Origin of the sequence: Vibrio tubiashii ATCC 19109, from assembly GCF_000772105.1 — a bacterium.
Taxonomy (GTDB): Bacteria; Pseudomonadota; Gammaproteobacteria; order Enterobacterales; family Vibrionaceae; genus Vibrio; species Vibrio tubiashii.
Genome location: NZ_CP009354.1, coordinates 962,268 through 981,970 on the forward strand (window position 1 = coordinate 962,268; position 19,703 = coordinate 981,970).

Below are 19,703 nucleotides of genomic sequence, written 5' to 3' on the forward strand. Positions count from 1 at the left end.
TATCTAACTTATACGAGGAGAATCAAAGCTCAGTAATCGCTTTGCCTTTGCGTAGTTTTCGAACCCACATACGGCTTGGATGAAGCTGTTCTAATACATCGATTGGCAAAGGTAACGGATCGCCACAAATCTGTGAGGCGAGAGTCTCTGCCAATAATGGCGCTGAGCTTAAGCCTCTAGAGCCCAACCCAAGCATACAAAATAGATTTGGATAACTTGGAACGTCTACCGCGTTTTTGGCAGGCTTCTTTTTGTGCAGTTCTGCATAGACTTGCTTAATCTGCTCTAACTGACCGACATTGCCAACAAAAGGTAGATGGTCTCGGCTTACGCAACGAATCCCCTGACGAGAAAGATTCCCTGAGGTATCAACTTGGTTCGGCCAGCTTGGGTTTGGTACACACTTGCGCAGTTTGTCGCCATTATCTTGCTGTGCGGCAGGGGCAAACTCGTAATCAAGGTGAGAACGGTCATAGCTGGCACCAATACAGTGGTGACCATTATTCGGGTTAACCGGAGTCATGTAGCCGTCATAACACAGCACTGTTTTAAGCTGCTGTAAATCATCTGTGGTTGGAATATGGCTGACTTGTCCTTTCACCTGACCGAGAGGGATGTTTGCCGACTGTTCTAGTTGGTCAAACTGATGACCATTGGCAATCACAACACTTGAGTGAGTGAAGCTGTTATCACCAGATTTAAGAGTCCAAGTTTGCGACTCTTCGTTCCAAGTTAGAGTATCTATCTTGGTAGCAAAAGCCGTCTCGAACAATTCGCTTTTCTCTAGTTCGGCGATCAAACCTTGAGTTAGTTCAGCAGGACACAGCCAACCCCCTAGTGGATAGTGGACACTTTCCATATCAATAGGTAGGCCAATGGTTGAACTAGTCTGCTCTTGGTTTAAGCGATGAATAAGTTGGCTGTCGAAGTTACCGTTTAACATCTTCTCTAGCTTAGTTTGTGACTTTTCATCCCACATCAGTTGAGTGACGCCGCACCAGTCGTGGTCGAATTTGATCTGCTCTGCCGCTTGCTCGACAAATTGTCTGGCAAAAAGGAAAGCCGGAGCGAAAACGCGAGATACCCCAGAGTGATCACCATTAAGCAGTGGATAAACAGCACCCTGACGATTGCCAGAAGCCCCTTGAGCTGGTTGAGCATCTTGGCAATATAACGCGACTTTTTTTCCGCGTCGCAGCAGGGTTTTAGCTAATGTCGCACTAGCAATACCGCCACCAATGATGGCAATAGACTCCGACTCAGATGAAGGTGTACGGGCAAACCAAGGTTTAAAATTGGTCTCAGCTTGGCGCTGTGTCAGGCTGCCGGCAATCATATCTCGCTTGGTGCCGAAACCTTTGACCTTCTTCATTTCAAAGCCTGCTTCAATTAGGCCTCTACGCACAAAACCCGCCGCAGTGAAAGTCGCACAGGTACAATCTTGCTTGGCGAGCTTCGCCATGCCATTGAATAGATCCTGATTCCACATTTCAGGGTTCTTGCTTGGTGCAAAACCATCTAAGAACCAAGCATCAACAAGACCTTGCTCAGCCACTGGCACTTTAGGCATGCAGTCTTTAATATCGCCAAACCACAGATCCAATGTGATAGTACCATCTTCAAGCACAATACGGTGACATTCAGGAACAGCAATGGGGTAGTGCTTTTGCAATTTTTCCGCATATTCAGCCAGCTCTGGCCAAGATTGATGCGCTTTAACCAGATCTTGTTGACTGAGTGGATACTTCTCGAAGCTCACGAAATGGAGCTCTTTTAGTGGCGCATCTGGATGTTGCTGCTTAAATTGATCGAACCATTGCCATGCAGCTAGGAAATTCAACCCAGTACCAAAGCCAGTTTCAGCAATAACGAAACGGCGTTGGTCATACGTTTGCCATCTTAGCGGGAGATGATTTTGGTGTAGAAACACATAGCGGGTTTCTTCGAGGCCATTGACGTTAGAAAAGTAGACATCATCAAACTGATCTGAAACAGGCGTACCCGCATCGTTCCAGCCTAGTTGGGCATTAGTAATCGAGGTCATAGTGTCGGAAATATGTGAATAAAAACGATAATATGATTGCAATTGTACGGTTTTAAGGGAAAGCTGACCACTTTTCCCCGCTATCTTAGTTATCATCTAGCGGATTTTTGAATTATAGGAATGTCATAATGAAACGAGTCGTAATCACCGGTATGGGTATTGTTTCAAGTATCGGTAACAACGTCGAAGAAGTTTTAGCGTCTCTAAAAGCAGGTAAATCTGGTATTACTGCCTCTGAGCAGTTTAAAGAACAAGGTCTTCGTTCACAGGTATGGGGTGATCTAAAAATCAACCCAGCAGAGCACATTGACCGTAAACAGATGCGCTTTATGGGTGATGCGGCTGCGTATGCATACCTATCAATGCAGCAAGCAATTGAAGACGCGGGTCTAACTGACGAGCAAGTTTCTAACGATCGCACAGGTATTGTTGCTGGTTCTGGTGGTGCATCTGCACTGAACCAAACTGTTGCGACAGACACAATGCGTGCGAAAGGCGTAAAACGTGTTGGTCCTTACATGGTTCCACGAACTATGTCTTCAACGGTTTCTGCATGTCTTGCAACGCCATTTAAAATTCGCGGCGTGAACTACTCAATGAGTTCTGCATGTGCAACTTCTGCACACTGTATTGGCCACGCAATGGAGCTTATCCAGTTAGGCAAACAAGACATCGTATTCGCTGGTGGTGGTGAAGAGCTAGATTGGTCTCAAACTATGATGTTTGACGCAATGGGCGCACTATCAACTAAGTACAACGAAACACCAGACAAAGCGTCTCGTACTTATGATGCAAACCGTGACGGTTTCGTTATCTCTGGCGGTGGCGGCATGATGGTTATCGAAGAGCTTGAGCACGCTCTAGCTCGTGGCGCAAAAATCTACGGTGAGATCGTTGGCTACGGCGCAACTTCTGACGGCTACGACATGGTAGCACCATCAGGTGAAGGCGCGATTCGTTGTATGAAGATGGCGATGCAAGATGTAGACAGCATCGACTACGTAAACACGCACGGTACTTCTACACCTGTCGGTGACGTGAAAGAGCTAGGTGCTATCCAAGAGCTATTTGGTGACAACAGCCCAGCAATTTCAGCAACTAAAGCGATGACAGGTCACGCGCTAGGTGCAGCAGGCGTTCACGAAGCAATTTACTCAACGCTAATGCTAGAAAACAGCTTTATCGCACCAAGCGTAAACGTTGAGACTCTAGATGACGCAGCACAAGGTCTAGATATCGTGACTGAGAAGCGTGACGCAGAGTTGACGACAGTAATGTCAAACAGTTTTGGTTTTGGTGGCACGAACGCTACGCTAGTTATCAAGAAATACCAAGGCTAACTGAATCTGCTCATTAGTGAGCAATCCAGTTTCCAGAGCTGACTAACCTTTAGCAATAAAGGTTAGTCTAACAGACGCAGACTTTAACCCATGGAGAGCGGGTTAAGATCCTTTTGTTCTGGACTATTGCCCGGCCAAGTGCCGGGCATTTTTCTATCTAATACCAATCGGAATTATGGGTGATCAGATAATTACTCGACACCGACTCACCTTTTTTGCACAATCAATGCCATTCAAAGCTAAACCGATAAACCCATGAAAATTCTTGTAGATGAAAATATGCCTTATGCTGAGCAGCTTTTTAGTCAGCTAGGTGAGGTTGTTTTAAAATCCGGTCGTACCTTGACCGCCGATGACTTAATCGATGTTGATGCGCTAATGATTCGCTCAGTGACTAAGGTTAACGCAGAGCTAATCGCTAAAGCGAACAAGCTAAAATTTGTCGGCACAGCCACTGCGGGGATGGATCACGTCGATCAAGCGCTACTCAAAGAAAAAGGCATTTACTTTACCGCCGCACCGGGTTGTAACAAAGTAGGCGTCGCCGAATATGCTTTCAGCGTGATGATGGTGCTTGCTCAGCAGCATGGCTTCTCCGTGTTTGATAAAACCGTGGGTATTATTGGTGCGGGCCAAGTGGGAAGCTATCTACAGAAATGCTTAGAAGGTATCGGCATTAATGTGTTGATCAACGATCCACCTAAACAAGCTGAAGGGGACACCCGTCAATTTACCCCTTTGCCTGAATTGTTAGAGCAAGCTGACATTATCACTCTACATACCCCTATCACGCGTGACGGTGAGCACCCAACCCATCACTTAATTGATCAAGCAGTGTTGGAAATGTTACGCGGTGACCAAATTTTAATCAATGCGGCTCGTGGCCCAATTGTCGATAACGCTGCATTAAAAGCGCGCTTACAGAAGAATGATGGGTTCATCGCGGCATTAGACGTATTTGAATTTGAGCCAGAGGTTGATATGGAGCTTCTGCCTCTGCTAGCATTCGCAACCCCTCATGTGGCAGGTTATGGCTTAGAGGGGAAGGCTCGCGGTACGACAATGATCTTCAATAGCTATTGTGAGTTTCTAAACAATGAATTACGTGCGCATGCCAGTGACTTGCTGCCCATTGCGCCAGTCCCACAGCTCAATTTAGACCGCGAGTGGGATGAAGCAACGCTGCACAACATCACGCAGCTAGTCTATGATGTGCGTAAAGATGACGCCTTATTCCGACGCGAAATCAGCAAACCTGGTTCGTTTGACCTGATGCGTAAAAACTATTGGGATCGTCGAGAGTACAGTGCAGTCACGTTAGTCGGTGGAGAGTCATGCAATCTATCCCCACTAGCAAAACTAGGTTTTCAGGTTGAGGTAAGTCAATGAGCCAACAATATAATGTTGCAGTTTTAGGCGCGACTGGTGCAGTCGGCGAAACAATTATCGAAGTGCTGCAAGAGCGCAAATTCCCAGTAGGTGAAATTTACCTTTTAGCCAGTGAGCGCAGTGAAGGTAAGACTTATCGCTTTAACGGTAAAACTGTTCGCGTTCAAAACGTAGAAGAGTTTGATTGGTCTCAAGCGCACATCGCCTTGTTCTCTGCAGGTGGTGAATTGTCTGCTAAATGGGCGCCAATCGCGGCAGATGAAGGCGTTATCGTGATTGATAATACCTCACAGTTCCGCTACGAGTACGATATTCCGCTCGTGGTGCCTGAAGTGAACCCAGAAGCGATTGCCGAGTTCCGCAACCGTAACATCATCGCTAACCCAAACTGTTCAACAATTCAGATGTTGGTTGCCTTAAAACCAATTCACGATGCAGTGGGTATTGAGCGTATCAACGTATCTACTTACCAGTCAGTGTCGGGCGCAGGTAAAGCGGGTATTGATGAATTAGCAGGTCAAACGGCAAAGCTGCTTAACGGCATGCCAGCAGAGAACGAAGAGTTCTCACAACAAATCGCGTTTAACTGTATTCCGCAAATCGATCAGTTCATGGAAAACGGTTATACCCGTGAAGAGATGAAGATGGTTTGGGAAACACAGAAAATCTTCAACGATCCAGGTATTACTGTAAACCCTACCTGTGTTCGTGTACCTGTTTTCTATGGTCATGCGGAAGCAGTCCATCTAGAAACATGCGCTCCAATTGATGCGCAAGAAGTGATTAATCTTCTAGAGCAAACTGAAGGTATCGAAGTGTTCCACGGTGAAGATTTCCCAACACAAGTCCGCGATGCTGGCGGTAAAGATCACGTGATGGTAGGTCGTATCCGTAATGATATCAGTCATCATAGTGGTGTGAACCTGTGGGTAGTAGCAGACAACGTTCGTAAGGGGGCAGCAACTAACGCTGTTCAAATCGCCGAAGTACTGATTCGCGACTACTACTAGGTCATCAGACACTAAGCTACTGCTGACAAATACCTAACTAAAGCCTCGCCATTGTGTGAGGCTTTTTTAATCGAATTTTGAAAAATTGTGTGAGATTAATGCGAATATGGCGCCGGACACACATTTTTTGCCTATCCACCTATAGTTTTGAGTGGTTTATCCGATATATTTAACAGATCATTGTCATTAATTTAATTGAGCACATAGCTGAGCCTTATATGCGTCGACTTTTACAGCGTCTACTCTTGCCTCTGGCAATGGTTGCCGTGACTCAAACTACTATCGTAAACGCGGAGAGCATTCGCCTTAAAGGGCCAAATGGTGAGATCCAGTCATCTCCCCAGTTTTCAGAGCCTCTTGCTCGTGATGCGCGTACGGCAGAACCTTCAAGATTTTATGGCCCTACAACGGAACAAGAGACGTTGTGGAGTATTGCCTCTCAGTTACGTCCTTCTAACGCAGTTACTGTTCAACAAACGCTCTACGCCATTTTTCAACTCAACCCTCAAGCGTTTGAAAACCAAAATATCCACGAGCTGATTCCTCAGAGTACCATCCGTATTCCTTCTCTCAGCCAAGTTCGCAGTGTGTCCACCCAAGAAGCGGTCAACGTGATGGCAGCGCACCAAGCTCGTTTGGGTAAAGCACCTAGCGTTGCAACGCCTCAACCACAGGCTCCAGCCGTCAATATCGTTCCAGTCCAGCAGCCTGATGACATGGCTAAGCCGATGGAAAAAGTTGTCGACAATGCTCAAGAGAAGATGGTCGACAAAAATAGCGACCTCAAGGGCATTGCAGACGCCGAGAAGCAAAAACAGGTTAAGTCCCTCGAAAACCAGCTTGAGACCTCTGAAACCGAGCTGATGGCACTGGAGGAGAAGAACCATAAGCTGCGCTTAATGTTGGCGGATGTTCAATCTGAAGTCGATGTACTAAAAGATGAACTTGGAAATGAAGACCGGATTCGCACTGAAGTTGAAAAACTTCTTGAAGCTGAGCGTATGCGTCTCGCCGAAGAGCAAAAAATGGCGCCTTCGGCGATGGATCAACTGTTCTCAAATACTTGGTTAGTTGCAGCATTAGCCATCATCCCAGGGCTACTGATTGGCCTCATCATCATGATGCTGCTTGGTCGTCGTTCTAAAGAAGAGCCACAAGCCGCACCTACAGAGCAGCAACCTCAACCTGTTGCGCCTGTCGTGCCCGAAACTCTTAATGAAGATATTGACGATGATCTACTGCTCGATGATGACCTGTTTGGTGAATCTGATAAGGAAGAAGAACTGTTCGGTGACGATTCAATCGACCCAGACGCTGATTCCGATGAAGTAGACGTATTCGCCGACCTAGACGATGGTGACCTTGACTTCAACCTTGAAGGCGAAGATAGCGATGACCCATTCGCAGGCATTGGTGATGACGGTGATTTAGATGAATCACTGGCTGATGTTGACGTTGATATGAGCTCGAACGGCATTAGCGTCAACGGTGACGATAAAGCACTTGGTCTTGAAGAGATGGAGCGCGCCCTCGATGAAGTTGTCATAGAAGACTCTGATGATGAAGGGTTCGATCTGTCTGATGATGGTGAATTCTCGCAAGATGAGTTGGACTCACTGCTAGCAGAAGATGGTGAAAGCGAGGAACTGGGCACTGATGAGCTTGATCAGTCACTACTGGATGACCTATTTAATGAAGCTCAAGATGACAGCAGTGATGACCTCGATTTTGATAGTTTGCTTGATGAAGGCGAAGACAGCTTCGATCTAAGTGATGACTCAACAGAGCCGAGCCTAGCTTCTGATAGCGAGATCGATGACATCTTTGCCCAAATGGAAGCGCAGGCGGATCTAGAAACGCTTGAAGCGAATGCGCTTGATGAAACGGCACTGCTAGACGAAGTCGTTGATGAAGAAGGTGTCGAAGTCAGTGCAGATAGCACCGAACTATTAGATGAACTTCTTGAAGAGTCAGCTGCACCGCAAGAGTCGAGCGATGAAGTCGATGCCTTTGACGAGTTAATCTCGGTTGACGAACCTGCTGAAGAAAGTACCGATCTACTCGATGAGTTTATTGCTGAATCCGAAGGCGCAGACGAATTTGATTTAGACTCTGAACTCGATGAACTCATTGGTGATGATACGCCCGCTCAAGAGATCGATTTAGCCGATAGCACAGACTTACTCGCAGATGTGGTTGGTTCTGATCCTCAAGCAGACAGCAGCGAAGATCTGGGTGATGATGCGACCGATCTGTTTGAAGAGCTGCTTGAAATCGATCAACAAGAAGAGTTGCCAGAGCCAGCATCACAGCCTGAACTGGAAGCTGATTCTACGGATGTACCTTCGATTGAAGAAGAGGCGCCTACAACTGATAACAAAGACTTCGCTAGTGAAGATTTTATCGATGACCTGTTAAGTGTTGCTCCGGAGGGAGACCCACTTCTTGATGAACTCGATCTCGACGATGTCCCGGCTGCAGACGTAACTGATGACCTTGCTTTGGACACTGAGATTGACCAAGCTCAGCTTGCAGAGCCAGAGCCAGAGCCAGAGCCAGAGCCAGAGCCAGAGCCAGAGCCAGAGCCAGAGCCAGAGCCAGAGCCAGAGCCAGATGATGAAGACGATTGGTTAACGTCGGCGATTGAAGAAGTTGAAAACCCTCAGTTTGACAGTGAAGAAGCAGACCAACTGAGTGATGAAGCTGAACAAGTGGCCGATGAAGCTCAGCCATCTAGCGAAGCTGAATCTGAAGACGTTGCGAGCACCGAGGCACAAGAGGATGATTGGCTAACCTCAGCAATCGATGAGGTTGAGAGACCTGAAAGTACTCCTGAGCCTACACAAGTTGTAGAAAGCCCATCTGTAGGGTTGGATGAACCAACGTCTGCTTCAGGTGCTGAGCAACAAGAAATTGTTGAAGATGATGTACTTGCACAGCAAGAGCAAAGCGACACACTGAAAGAAGAGACTCCAGAGACTCCAGAGACTCCAGAGACTCCAGAGACTCCAGAGACTCCAGAGACTCCAGAGACTCCAGAGACTCCAGAGACTCCAGAGACTCCAGAGACTCCAGAGACTCCAGAGACTCCAGAGACTCCAGAGACTCCAGAAATCGCCGAAGCTGTCGAGGATACTCAACAAGCTCCTGAACCGACTCACGAACCAGTTGAAGCCAAGCCTGCTGCTCCGATGCCAGAGGCGATCCCAAATGAATTTGGTGTCCCTCAAGATGATGATTGGCTAATTGATGACGAGCCGCAAACCGAGCAGCCTCAAGCAGAAGATAGCTTAGCGTCGCAAACAGAGTCTGAAGAAGAGGGCCCAGTTGAACTGGATTTACCTGATATTGCAGATGAAGATTTCTCTGAAGTCGCTGAAGAACCGCAAGCAGAAACTGAAGCACCCACTTCTGAACTAGCAGACGAAGCATTCGAGCTTGATGAGCTAGAACTGCCAGAGTTTGGTGAAGAAGAGGCACTCGCAGATGTTACCGAGCAGCCTCAACCAGAAGCTGAAGCACCAACGGCAGAACTAGCAGACGAGTCGTTTGAGCTTGATGATCTAGAGCTACCAGAGTTTGGTGAAGAAGAACCTCTGGCTGATGTTGCCGAGCAGCCTGAACCAGAAACTGGAGCACCAATTGCGGAACTAGCAGACGAGTCATTCGATCTAGATGACTTAGAGCTGCCAGAATTTGGTGAAGAAGATGCACTGTCCGATATTGCCGAGCAGCCTGAGCCAGAAGTTGAAGCACCAACTGCGGAACTAGCGGATGAAGCCTTCGAGCTTGATGACCTAGAACTACCAGAGTTTGGTGAAGAAGAAGCATTGGCTGATGTTGCCGAGCAACCTGAGCCACAAGTTGAAGCGCCCACTGCAGAACTAGCAGATGAGTCGTTCGAGCTAGATGACCTAGAGCTACCAGAGTTTGGTGAAGAAGAAGCTCTAGCAGATGTTGCTGAAGAGCCTCAGCCAGAGATTGAAGCACCCACTGCAGAACTAGCAGATGAGTCGTTCGAGCTAGATGACCTAGAGCTACCAGAGTTTGGTGAAGAAGAAGCATTGGCTGATGTTGCCGAGGTGCCTCAAGCAGAAGTTGAAGCACCAACGGCAGAACTAGAAGACGAGTCTTTCGAGCTTGATGAGCTAGAGCTGCCAGAGTTTGGTGAACAAGAAGCTTTAGCTGAAGTTGCCGAGCAGCCTCAGCCAGAAGTTGAAGTTCCCAGCGCTCAACAAGAAGACGAAACGTTAGAACTTGATGACCTAGAACTACCAGAGTTTGGTGAAGAAGAAGTATTAGCTGAAGTCGCTGATGAGCCTCAGCCAGAAATTGACGCGCCAACTGCTGAACTAGCAAACGAGTCGTTCGGTCTTGATGACCAAGAGCTACCAGAGTTTGGTGAAGAAGAAGCATTGGCTGATGTTGCCGAGCAGCCTCAAGCAGAAGCTGAAGCACCAGCGGTCGAACTCGAAGACGAGTCTTTCGAGCTTGATGAGCTAGAGCTGCCAGAGTTTGGTGAGGAAGAAGCATTTGCAGAAGTCGCTGAAGAGCCTCAACCAGAAGCTGAAGCACCAACTGCGGAACTCGAAGACGAAGCGTTCGAGCTTGATGACCTAGAGCTACCAGAGTTTGGTGAAGAAGAAGCTTTAGCTGATGTTGCCGAGCAGCCTCAAGCAGAAGCTGAAGCACCCACTGCGGAACTAGCAGACGAGTCGTTCGAGCTAGATGATTTAGAGTTACCAGAGTTTGGTGAAGAAGAAGCTTTAGCTGAAGTCGCTGAAGAGCCTCAGCCACAAGTTGAAGCACCCACTGCTGAACTCGAAGACGAGTCGTTTGAGCTTGATGATCTAGAGTTACCAGAATTTGGTGAAGAAGAAGCTTTAGCGGAGGTTGCCGAGCAGCCTCAACCAGAGATTGAAGCACCAAGTGCGGAACTCGAAGACGAGTCGTTTGAGCTAGATGATCTAGAGCTACCAGAGTTTGGTGAAGATGAAGCACTGGCGGATGTTGCTGATGAACCTCTACTAGAAACTGAGGCTCCAGTAGCGGAACCGAGCAATGAGTCGATTGAAATTGCTGAAGCTGATCTACCTCAATACAACGAAGAAGACGCGCTGGATGATCTTGAACCAACCAGTGACGAACTGACGCAAGATGATTTTGAGTTAGAGCCTGTTGAGCTTCCAGAGCTGAGCGAGATTCCTTCGGAAAATGTTGCTCCAACCACACAAGAGATTGACCTAGCTCATCAAGACTACGATGAGAAAGCGTTTGATGAGCTGCTATCGGAAGAACAGCCTGAAACAGCGAACTTCTCGTTTGATACTCCGATAGATGCCACCACTTCTGATAGTGCGGGCATGGATATCGATGCCATGCTTGAAATGGGTGAGGATTGGAATGGGTTTAATCTATCACCTGAGCAGCAGGCAAGTATTCCTGATGAGATTCCAGAAGATGAGGCGGATGTTTGGGCACAAGATAATCAACCTGAACAAGCGCAGATACTGGATGAAAACTGGGAAGACCAGCCAGAGCTTGAAGAGTTTAACCCAAATGATAACAGCTACAGAACCATTGACGAGTTAATGGCGGAAGTTGAGTCGGAAGAAGAACAAGCGATTGATGATGAGCTTAAGCTCGATGTCGGTTTGAATGACTTCCCTGATGTGATTGGCGATATTGGTGATGCGGCTGACGTTGATGCCAATGCAGAAGCTGCCGGCAAACTAGACCTAGCTAAAATCTACGTTGAGATGAATGATGCTCAAGGGGCGATTAAGCTGCTAGAAGAGGCGATCGTTGACGGAAGTGATGAGATTCGCCGAGAAGCGAAGAACCTGATTGATACCATCAATAAGGGCTAGGTAATTCTAGATACAGAGCGAAAAGGGGGCTGTTGTTTAGCCCCCTTGTTTTTTGGTATATACTGCCGCCCCCAAGATTTGGTCACCAGACCTTAGTAGCAACAATTCAACGAGAACATCCTGATGAGAATTGCTTTAGGCATCGAATACAACGGCACTCAATATTTTGGTTGGCAACGCCAGCGAGAAGTAAAAAGCGTACAAGAGAAACTAGAACGCGCATTGAGCATCGTTGCAAACCATCCTATTGAAGTCCAATGTGCGGGTCGTACTGACGCTGGTGTACACGGTACAGGGCAGGTGGTTCACTTCGATACCACAGCAACACGCAAAATGGTCGCTTGGACGATGGGAGCCAACGCGAATCTGCCAGACGATATCGCGGTGCGTTGGGCAAAAGAAGTGCCTGAAGAGTTTCACGCGCGTTTCTCTGCGACCGCTCGTCGTTATCGCTACATCATTTTTAATAGCGCGTTGAGGCCGGGTATTCTTTCATCGGGTGTTAGCCACTATCACGGTGAGCTGGATGAAAACAAGATGCATCAAGCCGCGCAGTACCTGCTTGGTGAAAACGACTTCACATCTTTCAGAGCGACGCATTGCCAATCACGCAGTCCTTGGCGCAATATGATGCACATTAATGTGACGCGTCATAACCAGTATGTCGTGATCGATATTAAAGCCAATGCATTTGTTCACCATATGGTTCGTAACATTACAGGTAGTTTGATTTGTGTTGGCCGAGGCGAGCAGAAACCAGAGTGGATAAAAGAGCTACTGGAGATCAAAGATCGTAAGCAAGCAGGGGCAACGGCGAAAGCGGAAGGCTTGTACTTGGTGGATGTTGATTACCCAGAAGAATTCCAATTGCCAAGAGTGCCGATTGGACCACTATTTTTGCCAGACAATTTGAACTAAACCGTGGTAAATTGTCGAACTAATCAGGTCTTTAGTGTGTGAGGAATTGATTCAAGAAATAGGTACAACCAGTTTTTTGTCTACACTTGGCATTTAATATGCTTTAATCCTCACGCGTAAATTCAGAATTTGTATCCCTCGCTTTAGGCGCGGGAGTAGAGAGAAAAGGTCTTCCATGAGTTGGCTTGAAAAGATTTTAGAAAAAAGCAACATCGTTAGTTCACGTAAAGCGTCTATCCCTGAAGGGGTTTGGACTAAATGTACTTCATGTGAACAGGTGCTTTACCACGCTGAACTAGAGCGTAACCTAGAAGTATGTCCGAAATGTGACCATCACATGCGTATGAGAGCGCGTCGTCGCCTTGAAACATTCCTAGACGAAGATAATCGTGTAGAGATTGCCGACGAGCTTGAGCCGCAAGATAAACTGAAGTTCAGAGATTCTAAGAAATACAAAGATCGTATTTCTGCGGCTCAGAAAAGCAGTGGCGAAAAAGATGCATTAGTTGTAATGAAAGGTGAGCTTCTTGGTCAGCCTATCGTTGCGTGTGCATTCGACTTCTCTTTCATGGGCGGTTCAATGGGCTCTGTTGTTGGTGCGCGTTTTGTTCGTGCAGCAGAAGCAGCAATGGAAGCAAACTGTGGCCTAGTGTGTTTCTCAGCAAGTGGTGGTGCACGTATGCAAGAGGCGCTTATGTCTCTAATGCAAATGGCAAAAACCAGTGCAGCGCTAGAGCGCATGTCTGCAAAAGGTCTACCTTTCATTTCAGTGATGACTGACCCTACTATGGGTGGTGTATCTGCGAGTTTAGCGATGCTGGGTGATATCAACATCGGTGAGCCAAAAGCACTGATCGGTTTTGCAGGTCGTCGTGTAATTGAACAAACTGTACGTGAAGATCTACCGGAAGGTTTCCAGCGTAGTGAATTCCTACTAGAGCATGGTGCAATCGATATGATCGTTGACCGCCGTGAAATGCGTCAACGCATTGGTAGCCTGATGGCGAAGATGAACAACAATCCATCACCTTTGGTGGTTTCTGTTAACGATTCGCCAAATGAAGCTGCTTATTCTGTACCAGAAGCAGACGAAAAAGGGTAAAGTAACTCACTAACAAGCAACCACAATCAATTGGTTATAGTTAGATGAGTCAAAGCCAAATTCCTCAAGCCACATCACCACTATCGATGTGGCTTGATTATTTAACCAACATCCACACTTCTGCGATAGACCTAGGTCTAGACCGCGTTCAAGCTGTTGCTCAATCAGCAAACCTTACTAAACCTGCTCCTACTGTTATTACCGTTGCTGGTACTAATGGCAAAGGCTCTACTTGCGCCTTAATGGAAGCAATCTTACTTGATGCTGGCTACTCTGTTGGTGTCTACAGTTCCCCTCATCTTATTCGTTACAATGAACGTGTTCGTATCAATGGCGAAGATCTTAGTGATGAAAAACATGCGCAAGCGTTTGATTTTATCGAGAAGCAGCGCGGCGAAATCAGCTTAAGCTTATTCGAATATGGCACCTTAGCTGCCTTGCGTCTTTTCCAAACAGAGAAAGTCGATGTCGTTCTGCTTGAAGTGGGTTTAGGAGGTCGATTAGATGCGACCAATGTGGTGGATCATGATGTTTCAGTGATCACTAGCCTAGCTATCGACCATGTTGATTGGCTTGGTGATGACATCAATGTGATCGGCTTTGAGAAGGCGGGTATTTTCCGCAGTGGTAAACCTGCTATTTGTGGTCAGCCTAAAGCGCCTGCGACTGTTGCAGCGCACGCTGATGATATTGGTGCAGAGTTCTACCCTGTTGATATTCAGTACAGCTACAAACTGCAAAGTGAGTCGGTTTGGCAGTGGACACACGGAAGTTACACCCTCGATGAACTCCCTGTCCCAGGTTTACCCCTACAAAATGCAGCGACTGCACTTATGGCACTGGCGACTGCGAACTTAGACCTAAGCGATGTGAACATCGTGAATGGTCTTAAAAACGCCCAATTACCCGGTCGTATGCAAGTGATCAGTACAGAGCCAACAATCTTGTTAGATGTTGCGCACAACCCGCACTCTGCAGAGTACTTAGTTGAACGCGTTGGGCAAAAATACCAAGGTAAGAATATTCATACCGTGGTGGCAATGCTACACGATAAAGACGTTGAAGCGACGCTCAATGCGCTAAGCCCAATCGCTGCCAATTGGTATCCAGCTTCTCTTTCTGGTCCACGTGCGGCGAGTTCAGATGAACTATGTCAGTATCTTCCGTCAGGAACAACCCAGTATCCAAACCCAGTTGAAGCATTTGAAGCTGCATTGACAAACGCAACGCCACAAGATGTCATCCTCGTCGTTGGTTCTTTCCACACTGTGGGTGAAGTGCTAGAGCATTGGCAAAACAAAGGTGAATAAATGGCAAGCAAATTTCAGAGCCGTCTCGTTGGAACCATTATCCTTGTCGCAATAGGGATTATTGTTTTACCCGACGTTTTAGATGGCAAGAAAACCCATTACAAAGAAGAAATCGCGAGCATCCCCCTTAAGCCGGAGCTCGACAGCGAGCTTGAAAGCTTTGAGATACTCGATCCGGTTGATGATAGCCAAAATTTACCAGAGACGCCGGTTGAAGTCGTGGTTACTCAGGAGCCTGTTGCTGAAGATAAACCACTGCCAGTGGCGATAAAAGAAGTCCCAGAGCGTAATGAGTACCAAGATAGCGCGTGGATCGTCCAGCTCATGGCATTGAAGAATGCTGACAACGCCAAAAATCTGGTTAAGGATCTACAAAAGCGCGGTTATCAGGCACACACTAAACCCGAAAATGGTTTTACCCGAGTCATTATTGGTCCTGATGTTTCAAAGAGTAAGCTTGAGCGCCAGATCATCGAACTGGAAAAAATTACCGGCTCAAAAGGTCAATTGCTCAAATTTAAACCACTAAATCCATAAGAAAACGTTTGCGTCAGCGTTTTTTCTGTTAAAATGCGCGCCAACTTAAGATGTAAGTACAGAATGAATCCGTTAGATATTGTCATTTTAGGTGTGATCGGCCTGTCGGCTTTGATCAGTTTAGTTCGTGGTTTCGCTAAAGAAGCGTTGTCATTAGTGATTTGGTTTGGAGCGTTTTTTATCGCGAGTCAGTACTACGCGAAATTAGCGGTCTACTTTACCAATATCCAAGATGACATGTTCCGCAACGGTGCCGCGATCGCAGCCTTGTTTATTGCCACATTGATTGTTGGTGCACTCGTCAACTACGTGATCGCCCAACTGGTGCAAAAAACAGGTTTGTCGGGGACAGATAGAGTATTAGGCGTCGTCTTTGGCGGTTTGCGTGGTGTTCTTATTGTGTCTGCCGGGCTATTTTTTATGGATGCGTTTACATCGTTTCCAGACTCACAGTGGTGGAAAGGTTCGCAACTGGTGCCGGAGTTTAGCCGTGTCATTGCCCCTTTCTTCGAACACTTACAAGCAACATCTAGTTTCTTATCTGGCGCGCTATAACGCGCCAGTCATTGTCAAAATCGAGGGTTAGGACATGTGTGGTATTGTTGGAATCGTGGGCACTTCGCCTGTAAACCAGTCTATCTATGATGCATTGACGGTATTGCAGCATCGTGGCCAAGATGCCGCGGGTATTTGTACCATAGAAAGCAATCGTTTTCGTCTGAGAAAAGCGAACGGTTTGGTGAAGGATGTGTTTGAAGCAAAACACATGCAAAGACTCCAAGGCAACGTAGGTATCGGCCATGTTCGTTACCCAACCGCAGGCAGTTCAAGCGCGTCAGAAGCTCAACCTTTCTATGTAAACTCTCCATTTGGTATCACGCTAGCGCATAACGGTAACCTTACCAATGCGTCTGAAGTTCGTGAAAAACTGTTTGAGAAAGACCGTCGTCATGTAAACACAACTTCAGATTCTGAAGTGTTACTTAACGTACTTGCTCATGAAATTGATACTGTAAAAGGTAACGTAACAGCTGACGATGTATTCCGCGCAGTCACTAATGTTCACCGTACTATCCGCGGCGCATACGCAGTAACAGCGATGATCATCGGTCACGGTATGGTAGCGTTTCGCGACCCTAACGGCATTCGCCCTCTATGCCTAGGTAAACGCGAAGTGTCAGGCAGAACTGAATACATGGTAGCTTCAGAGTCAGTAGCGCTAGATGCGGTTGGTTTTGACTTCCTACGTGACGTTGCACCGGGTGAAGCGATTTACGCGACATTTGATGGTCAACTGCATACTAAGCAGTGCGCTGATAACCCAACACTCAACCCATGTATCTTTGAATTCGTTTACTTTGCACGTCCTGACTCATTTATCGACAAAATCTCGGTATACAGCGCACGCGTTGAAATGGGTAAAAAGCTAGGTGACCGCATCCGTGACGAGTACGACCACCTAGATATCGATGTGGTAATTCCAATTCCAGAAACATCATGTGATATAGCACTACAGATTGCTCAAGCGATTGATAAGCCATATCGCCAGGGTTTTGTTAAGAACCGCTACGTTGGCCGTACGTTCATCATGCCGGGTCAACAGCAACGTAAGAAGTCTGTACGTCGCAAGCTAAACGCAATTCGCTCTGAGTTTAAAGATAAGAACGTACTTCTAGTCGATGACTCCATTGTACGTGGTACTACGTCTGAGCAAATCATCGAGATGGCTCGCGACTCAGGTGCGAAGAAAGTCTTCATGGTATCGGCTGCACCAGAAATTCGCTTCCCGAACGTGTATGGCATCGACATGCCAAGTGCAACTGAGCTTATCGCTCACGGTCGCGACAACGACGCAATCTGTAAGCAAATCGGTGCTGATGAGCTTATCTTCCAAACCATCGAAGATCTTGTTGATGCTGTTGGCATGGGTAACCGTGATGTAGAGAAGTTTGAAACGTCAGTATTCAGTGGCGAATACGTAACAGGCGATATCGATCAAGCTTACCTAGACTTCCTAGAGTCTCTACGCAGCGATGACGCGAAAGTACAACGCGAGATCCAACAAGACCTAGCAAATCTAGAGCTGCATAACGAAGGCGCGTAAAGCGGGAACGCTGCGCTCGGGAACGGGCTTTGCCCTATGGAGCGCTCCGCTGCTGGAAAGCTAGATAGCGAGAATTAGACAAAAACCGATGTGGATACATCGGTTTTTTTGTTTTGGGAACGGACTTCGTCCTTCGAGAACGCTTCGCTTCGAGAGTCTAGAATCGAGAGCGGGCTTCTCGCTTCGTGTTGTTTCGTTTCGCTGAAACAACGCCAAGGTCATTTTATAGAGAGACGAAGGAACGAGTAGGGAATCTCTGAAGGTTGTCTGCTCGCTGAAAGAGATCCCCAACTCGCTTGTGTCTCACTCTTGAGGATGACGGTATTAAGAGGGCTGACGTGATAGTCAGCCCTGCAAACTTTCTAGTTCTCTAGTTCTCTAGTTCTCTAGTTCTCTAGTTCTCTAGTTCTCTAGTTCTCTAGTTCTCTAGTTTTCCAGTTTTTCCGTACTCCACAGGACGAAGTCCGTTCCCGCATCCCGTATCCTGCTTCTCTCTTAGCCCTTAACTCGATACAACTGACTCAACATAAACATCGCTGTTGCGCTGATAACCACAGACGGGCCAGCAGGTGTGTCGTAGTGCCATGACATACTCAAACCAAGCAGAACTGCAATTGCACCTATGATAGAGGCGAGCATTGCCATTTGCTCTGGTGCTTTGGCAAAGCGGCGCGCGGTTGCGGCAGGGATGATCAATAGAGATGTCATGATGAGTGCTCCAACGAACTTCATACCAATGGCGATCACAAGACCAACCATGAGCATCAAGATTAGACGCATTAAATCGACGTTGTGGCCTTCTACTGCTGCTAAGTCTTCATTCACGGTGGTTGAGAGTAGCGAGCGCCAAAATAGGGCTAATACCGAAGAGACAATAGCTACGCCGATATAGATGTAAACAAGGTCTTCAGGTGTTACTGCTAACAGGTCACCGAATAGATAACTCATTAAATCAATACGAACATTATCAAGGAAGCTGACTGCGACTAAACCTAGCGATAGGGCACTATGGGCAAGAATGCCGAGTAGGGTATCTGTGGCAACAAGCTGCTGTTTTTGCAGGGTGACTAAGATAACCGCTAGGGCCAAACAGCAAACCGTCAGTGCTAGGTATAGATTAATATCTAACAAGAAGCCGAGTGCAAGCCCCATTAGAGACGCGTGAGCCAGCGTATCGCCAAAGTACGCCATACGACGCCAAACTACAAAAGAGCCTAAAGGTCCGGCAATAAGCGCGATTCCTAAGCCCGCCAAAATGGAAGGAAGTAAAAACTCAATCATGATGATGACCGTGAGAATGATTTGAACAATTGTCAGCATCACCGTCGACGGGATCGCCAGCGAGATCATGATGGTGATGGTTGTGCTGATGATGATAGAAGGCAAATGGCTGCTGGTGGGTATGACCAAACAGCGCGATATAACTTGGGTGCTGCGCAATATCAGCGGGCGCACCAGAGCAGCAGACATGGTGGTTAATACACACGACGTCATCTGTTTTTGCCATCACCAAGTGCAAATCGTGAGAAACCATAAACACGGCGCAGTTAAAGCGATGACGAATGGTATCGATCAGCTCATACAAATCAATCTGACCTTGAACGTCGACACCTTGTGCTGGTTCATCCAACACCAAGATATCAGGGCGTTGCAGTAGTGCTCGTGCAAGAAGAACGCGTTGGTTTTCTCCGCCAGACAAAGAGTGCATATTGCTTTTCAGCAGATGCTCAGCACCGACTAGCTTTAAGGCATCGTTCAGTTCTTGTTTACTGTATTTACCTGCTAAGCGCAGAAAACGCTCAACATTCAGAGGCAATGAGTCATTAAGCCTAAGTTTTTGCGGTACATAACCGATCTTCAACCCTTTTGGCTTGGTGACTTTTCCGCTGAAGGTTTTCTGTAGTCCAAGAAGCACTTTGACCAGAGTAGACTTTCCTGCTCCGTTCGGGCCTATCAGTGTGGTTATCTCGCCTCTATTTAGACGAAGAGAAATGTTATCAAGTACTTTACGTTCGCCAAATTGAACGCAAATATCATTGAGTTCGACTAGAATCGACATGAATGGAACTCATTTGCAAT

At 47.1% G+C, this 19,703-nt stretch carries 13 protein-coding genes; 10 read left to right on the forward strand and 3 right to left on the reverse strand.

The features are described 5' to 3' along the window. Positions 1 to 22: 22 nt before the first annotated feature. Positions 23 to 2,044: a bifunctional tRNA (5-methylaminomethyl-2-thiouridine)(34)-methyltransferase MnmD/FAD-dependent 5-carboxymethylaminomethyl-2-thiouridine(34) oxidoreductase MnmC gene (mnmC, locus tag IX91_RS04460; protein WP_004744484.1), complete on the reverse strand. Its 2,022-nt coding sequence runs from the start codon at positions 2,042 to 2,044 to the stop codon at positions 23 to 25. 128 nt (positions 2,045 to 2,172) lie between these two features. Here mnmC and fabB point away from each other — a divergent pair, with 128 nt between their 5' ends. The 10 genes from fabB (at position 2,173) to purF (ending at position 17,624) form a co-directional block, all read left to right on the forward strand. Next, on the forward strand, positions 2,173 to 3,384 hold the full coding sequence (fabB, locus tag IX91_RS04465; RefSeq protein WP_004744485.1) for a beta-ketoacyl-ACP synthase I: 1,212 nt from the start codon (positions 2,173 to 2,175) through the stop codon (positions 3,382 to 3,384). Positions 3,385 to 3,639: 255 nt separating this feature from the next. Next, positions 3,640 to 4,773 (forward strand): 4-phosphoerythronate dehydrogenase, encoded by a 1,134-nt coding sequence (locus IX91_RS04470; protein WP_004744486.1) that lies wholly within the window; start codon positions 3,640 to 3,642, stop codon positions 4,771 to 4,773. Further along, entirely contained in the window at positions 4,770 to 5,783 is a 1,014-nt protein-coding gene (locus IX91_RS04475; protein ID WP_004744487.1) for an aspartate-semialdehyde dehydrogenase, read from the forward strand. The genes IX91_RS04470 and IX91_RS04475 overlap by 4 nt, the downstream gene beginning before the upstream one ends. A 218-nt stretch (positions 5,784 to 6,001) precedes the next feature. Continuing rightward, a complete protein-coding gene (locus IX91_RS26750; protein WP_038550310.1) occupies positions 6,002 to 11,653 on the forward strand; it encodes a FimV/HubP family polar landmark protein in 5,652 nt (1,883 codons plus the stop codon). 123 nt (positions 11,654 to 11,776) lie between these two features. Then, entirely contained in the window at positions 11,777 to 12,571 is a 795-nt protein-coding gene (gene truA, locus IX91_RS04485) for a tRNA pseudouridine(38-40) synthase TruA (protein ID WP_004747648.1), read from the forward strand. A gap of 175 nt (positions 12,572 to 12,746) precedes the next feature. Beyond that, positions 12,747 to 13,673, forward strand: coding sequence for an acetyl-CoA carboxylase, carboxyltransferase subunit beta (gene accD / locus IX91_RS04490; RefSeq protein WP_004747649.1), 927 nt, complete (start codon positions 12,747 to 12,749; stop codon positions 13,671 to 13,673). A gap of 44 nt (positions 13,674 to 13,717) precedes the next feature. Then, the gene (gene folC / locus IX91_RS04495) at positions 13,718 to 14,983 is read left to right on the forward strand and encodes a bifunctional tetrahydrofolate synthase/dihydrofolate synthase (RefSeq protein WP_004747650.1); all 1,266 of its coding nucleotides are present in this window, start codon (positions 13,718 to 13,720) and stop codon (positions 14,981 to 14,983) included. Then, positions 14,984 to 15,520: an SPOR domain-containing protein gene (locus tag IX91_RS04500; protein ID WP_004747651.1), complete on the forward strand. Its 537-nt coding sequence runs from the start codon at positions 14,984 to 14,986 to the stop codon at positions 15,518 to 15,520. A gap of 63 nt (positions 15,521 to 15,583) precedes the next feature. Further along, on the forward strand, positions 15,584 to 16,075 hold the full coding sequence (locus IX91_RS04505; RefSeq protein WP_004747653.1) for a CvpA family protein: 492 nt from the start codon (positions 15,584 to 15,586) through the stop codon (positions 16,073 to 16,075). A 34-nt stretch (positions 16,076 to 16,109) separates the two neighbouring features. Further along, the gene (gene purF / locus IX91_RS04510; protein WP_004747656.1) at positions 16,110 to 17,624 is read left to right on the forward strand and encodes an amidophosphoribosyltransferase; all 1,515 of its coding nucleotides are present in this window, start codon (positions 16,110 to 16,112) and stop codon (positions 17,622 to 17,624) included. 495 nt (positions 17,625 to 18,119) lie between these two features. Here purF and znuB read toward each other — a convergent pair whose 3' ends face one another. Both znuB and znuC read right to left on the reverse strand, forming a co-directional pair. Next, complete coding sequence (gene znuB, locus IX91_RS04515) at positions 18,120 to 18,905, reverse strand: zinc ABC transporter permease subunit ZnuB (RefSeq protein ID WP_004747658.1); 786 nt, start codon at positions 18,903 to 18,905, stop codon at positions 18,120 to 18,122. After that, complete coding sequence (gene znuC / locus IX91_RS04520) at positions 18,898 to 19,683, reverse strand: zinc ABC transporter ATP-binding protein ZnuC (RefSeq protein ID WP_004747659.1); 786 nt, start codon at positions 19,681 to 19,683, stop codon at positions 18,898 to 18,900. Before znuC ends, znuB begins: the two co-directional genes overlap by 8 nt. Positions 19,684 to 19,703: the final 20 nt, after the last annotated feature.

What these genes read in the sequence shown, in the direction of transcription:
- folC (WP_004747650.1), top strand. Translation starts at nt 13,718, where the DNA reads ATGAGTCAAAGCCAAATTCCTCAAGCCACATCACCACTATCGATGTGG.
- fabB (WP_004744485.1), top strand. Translation starts at nt 2,173, where the DNA reads ATGAAACGAGTCGTAATCACCGGTATGGGTATTGTTTCAAGTATCGGT.
- znuC (WP_004747659.1), bottom strand. Translation starts at nt 19,683, where the DNA reads ATGTCGATTCTAGTCGAACTCAATGATATTTGCGTTCAATTTGGCGAA.
- IX91_RS26750 (WP_038550310.1), top strand. Translation starts at nt 6,002, where the DNA reads ATGCGTCGACTTTTACAGCGTCTACTCTTGCCTCTGGCAATGGTTGCC.
- IX91_RS04475 (WP_004744487.1), top strand. Translation starts at nt 4,770, where the DNA reads ATGAGCCAACAATATAATGTTGCAGTTTTAGGCGCGACTGGTGCAGTC.
- truA (WP_004747648.1), top strand. Translation starts at nt 11,777, where the DNA reads ATGAGAATTGCTTTAGGCATCGAATACAACGGCACTCAATATTTTGGT.
- accD (WP_004747649.1), top strand. Translation starts at nt 12,747, where the DNA reads ATGAGTTGGCTTGAAAAGATTTTAGAAAAAAGCAACATCGTTAGTTCA.
- znuB (WP_004747658.1), bottom strand. Translation starts at nt 18,905, where the DNA reads ATGATTGAGTTTTTACTTCCTTCCATTTTGGCGGGCTTAGGAATCGCG.
- IX91_RS04470 (WP_004744486.1), top strand. Translation starts at nt 3,640, where the DNA reads ATGAAAATTCTTGTAGATGAAAATATGCCTTATGCTGAGCAGCTTTTT.
- mnmC (WP_004744484.1), bottom strand. Translation starts at nt 2,044, where the DNA reads ATGACCTCGATTACTAATGCCCAACTAGGCTGGAACGATGCGGGTACG.
- IX91_RS04505 (WP_004747653.1), top strand. Translation starts at nt 15,584, where the DNA reads ATGAATCCGTTAGATATTGTCATTTTAGGTGTGATCGGCCTGTCGGCT.
- IX91_RS04500 (WP_004747651.1), top strand. Translation starts at nt 14,984, where the DNA reads ATGGCAAGCAAATTTCAGAGCCGTCTCGTTGGAACCATTATCCTTGTC.
- purF (WP_004747656.1), top strand. Translation starts at nt 16,110, where the DNA reads ATGTGTGGTATTGTTGGAATCGTGGGCACTTCGCCTGTAAACCAGTCT.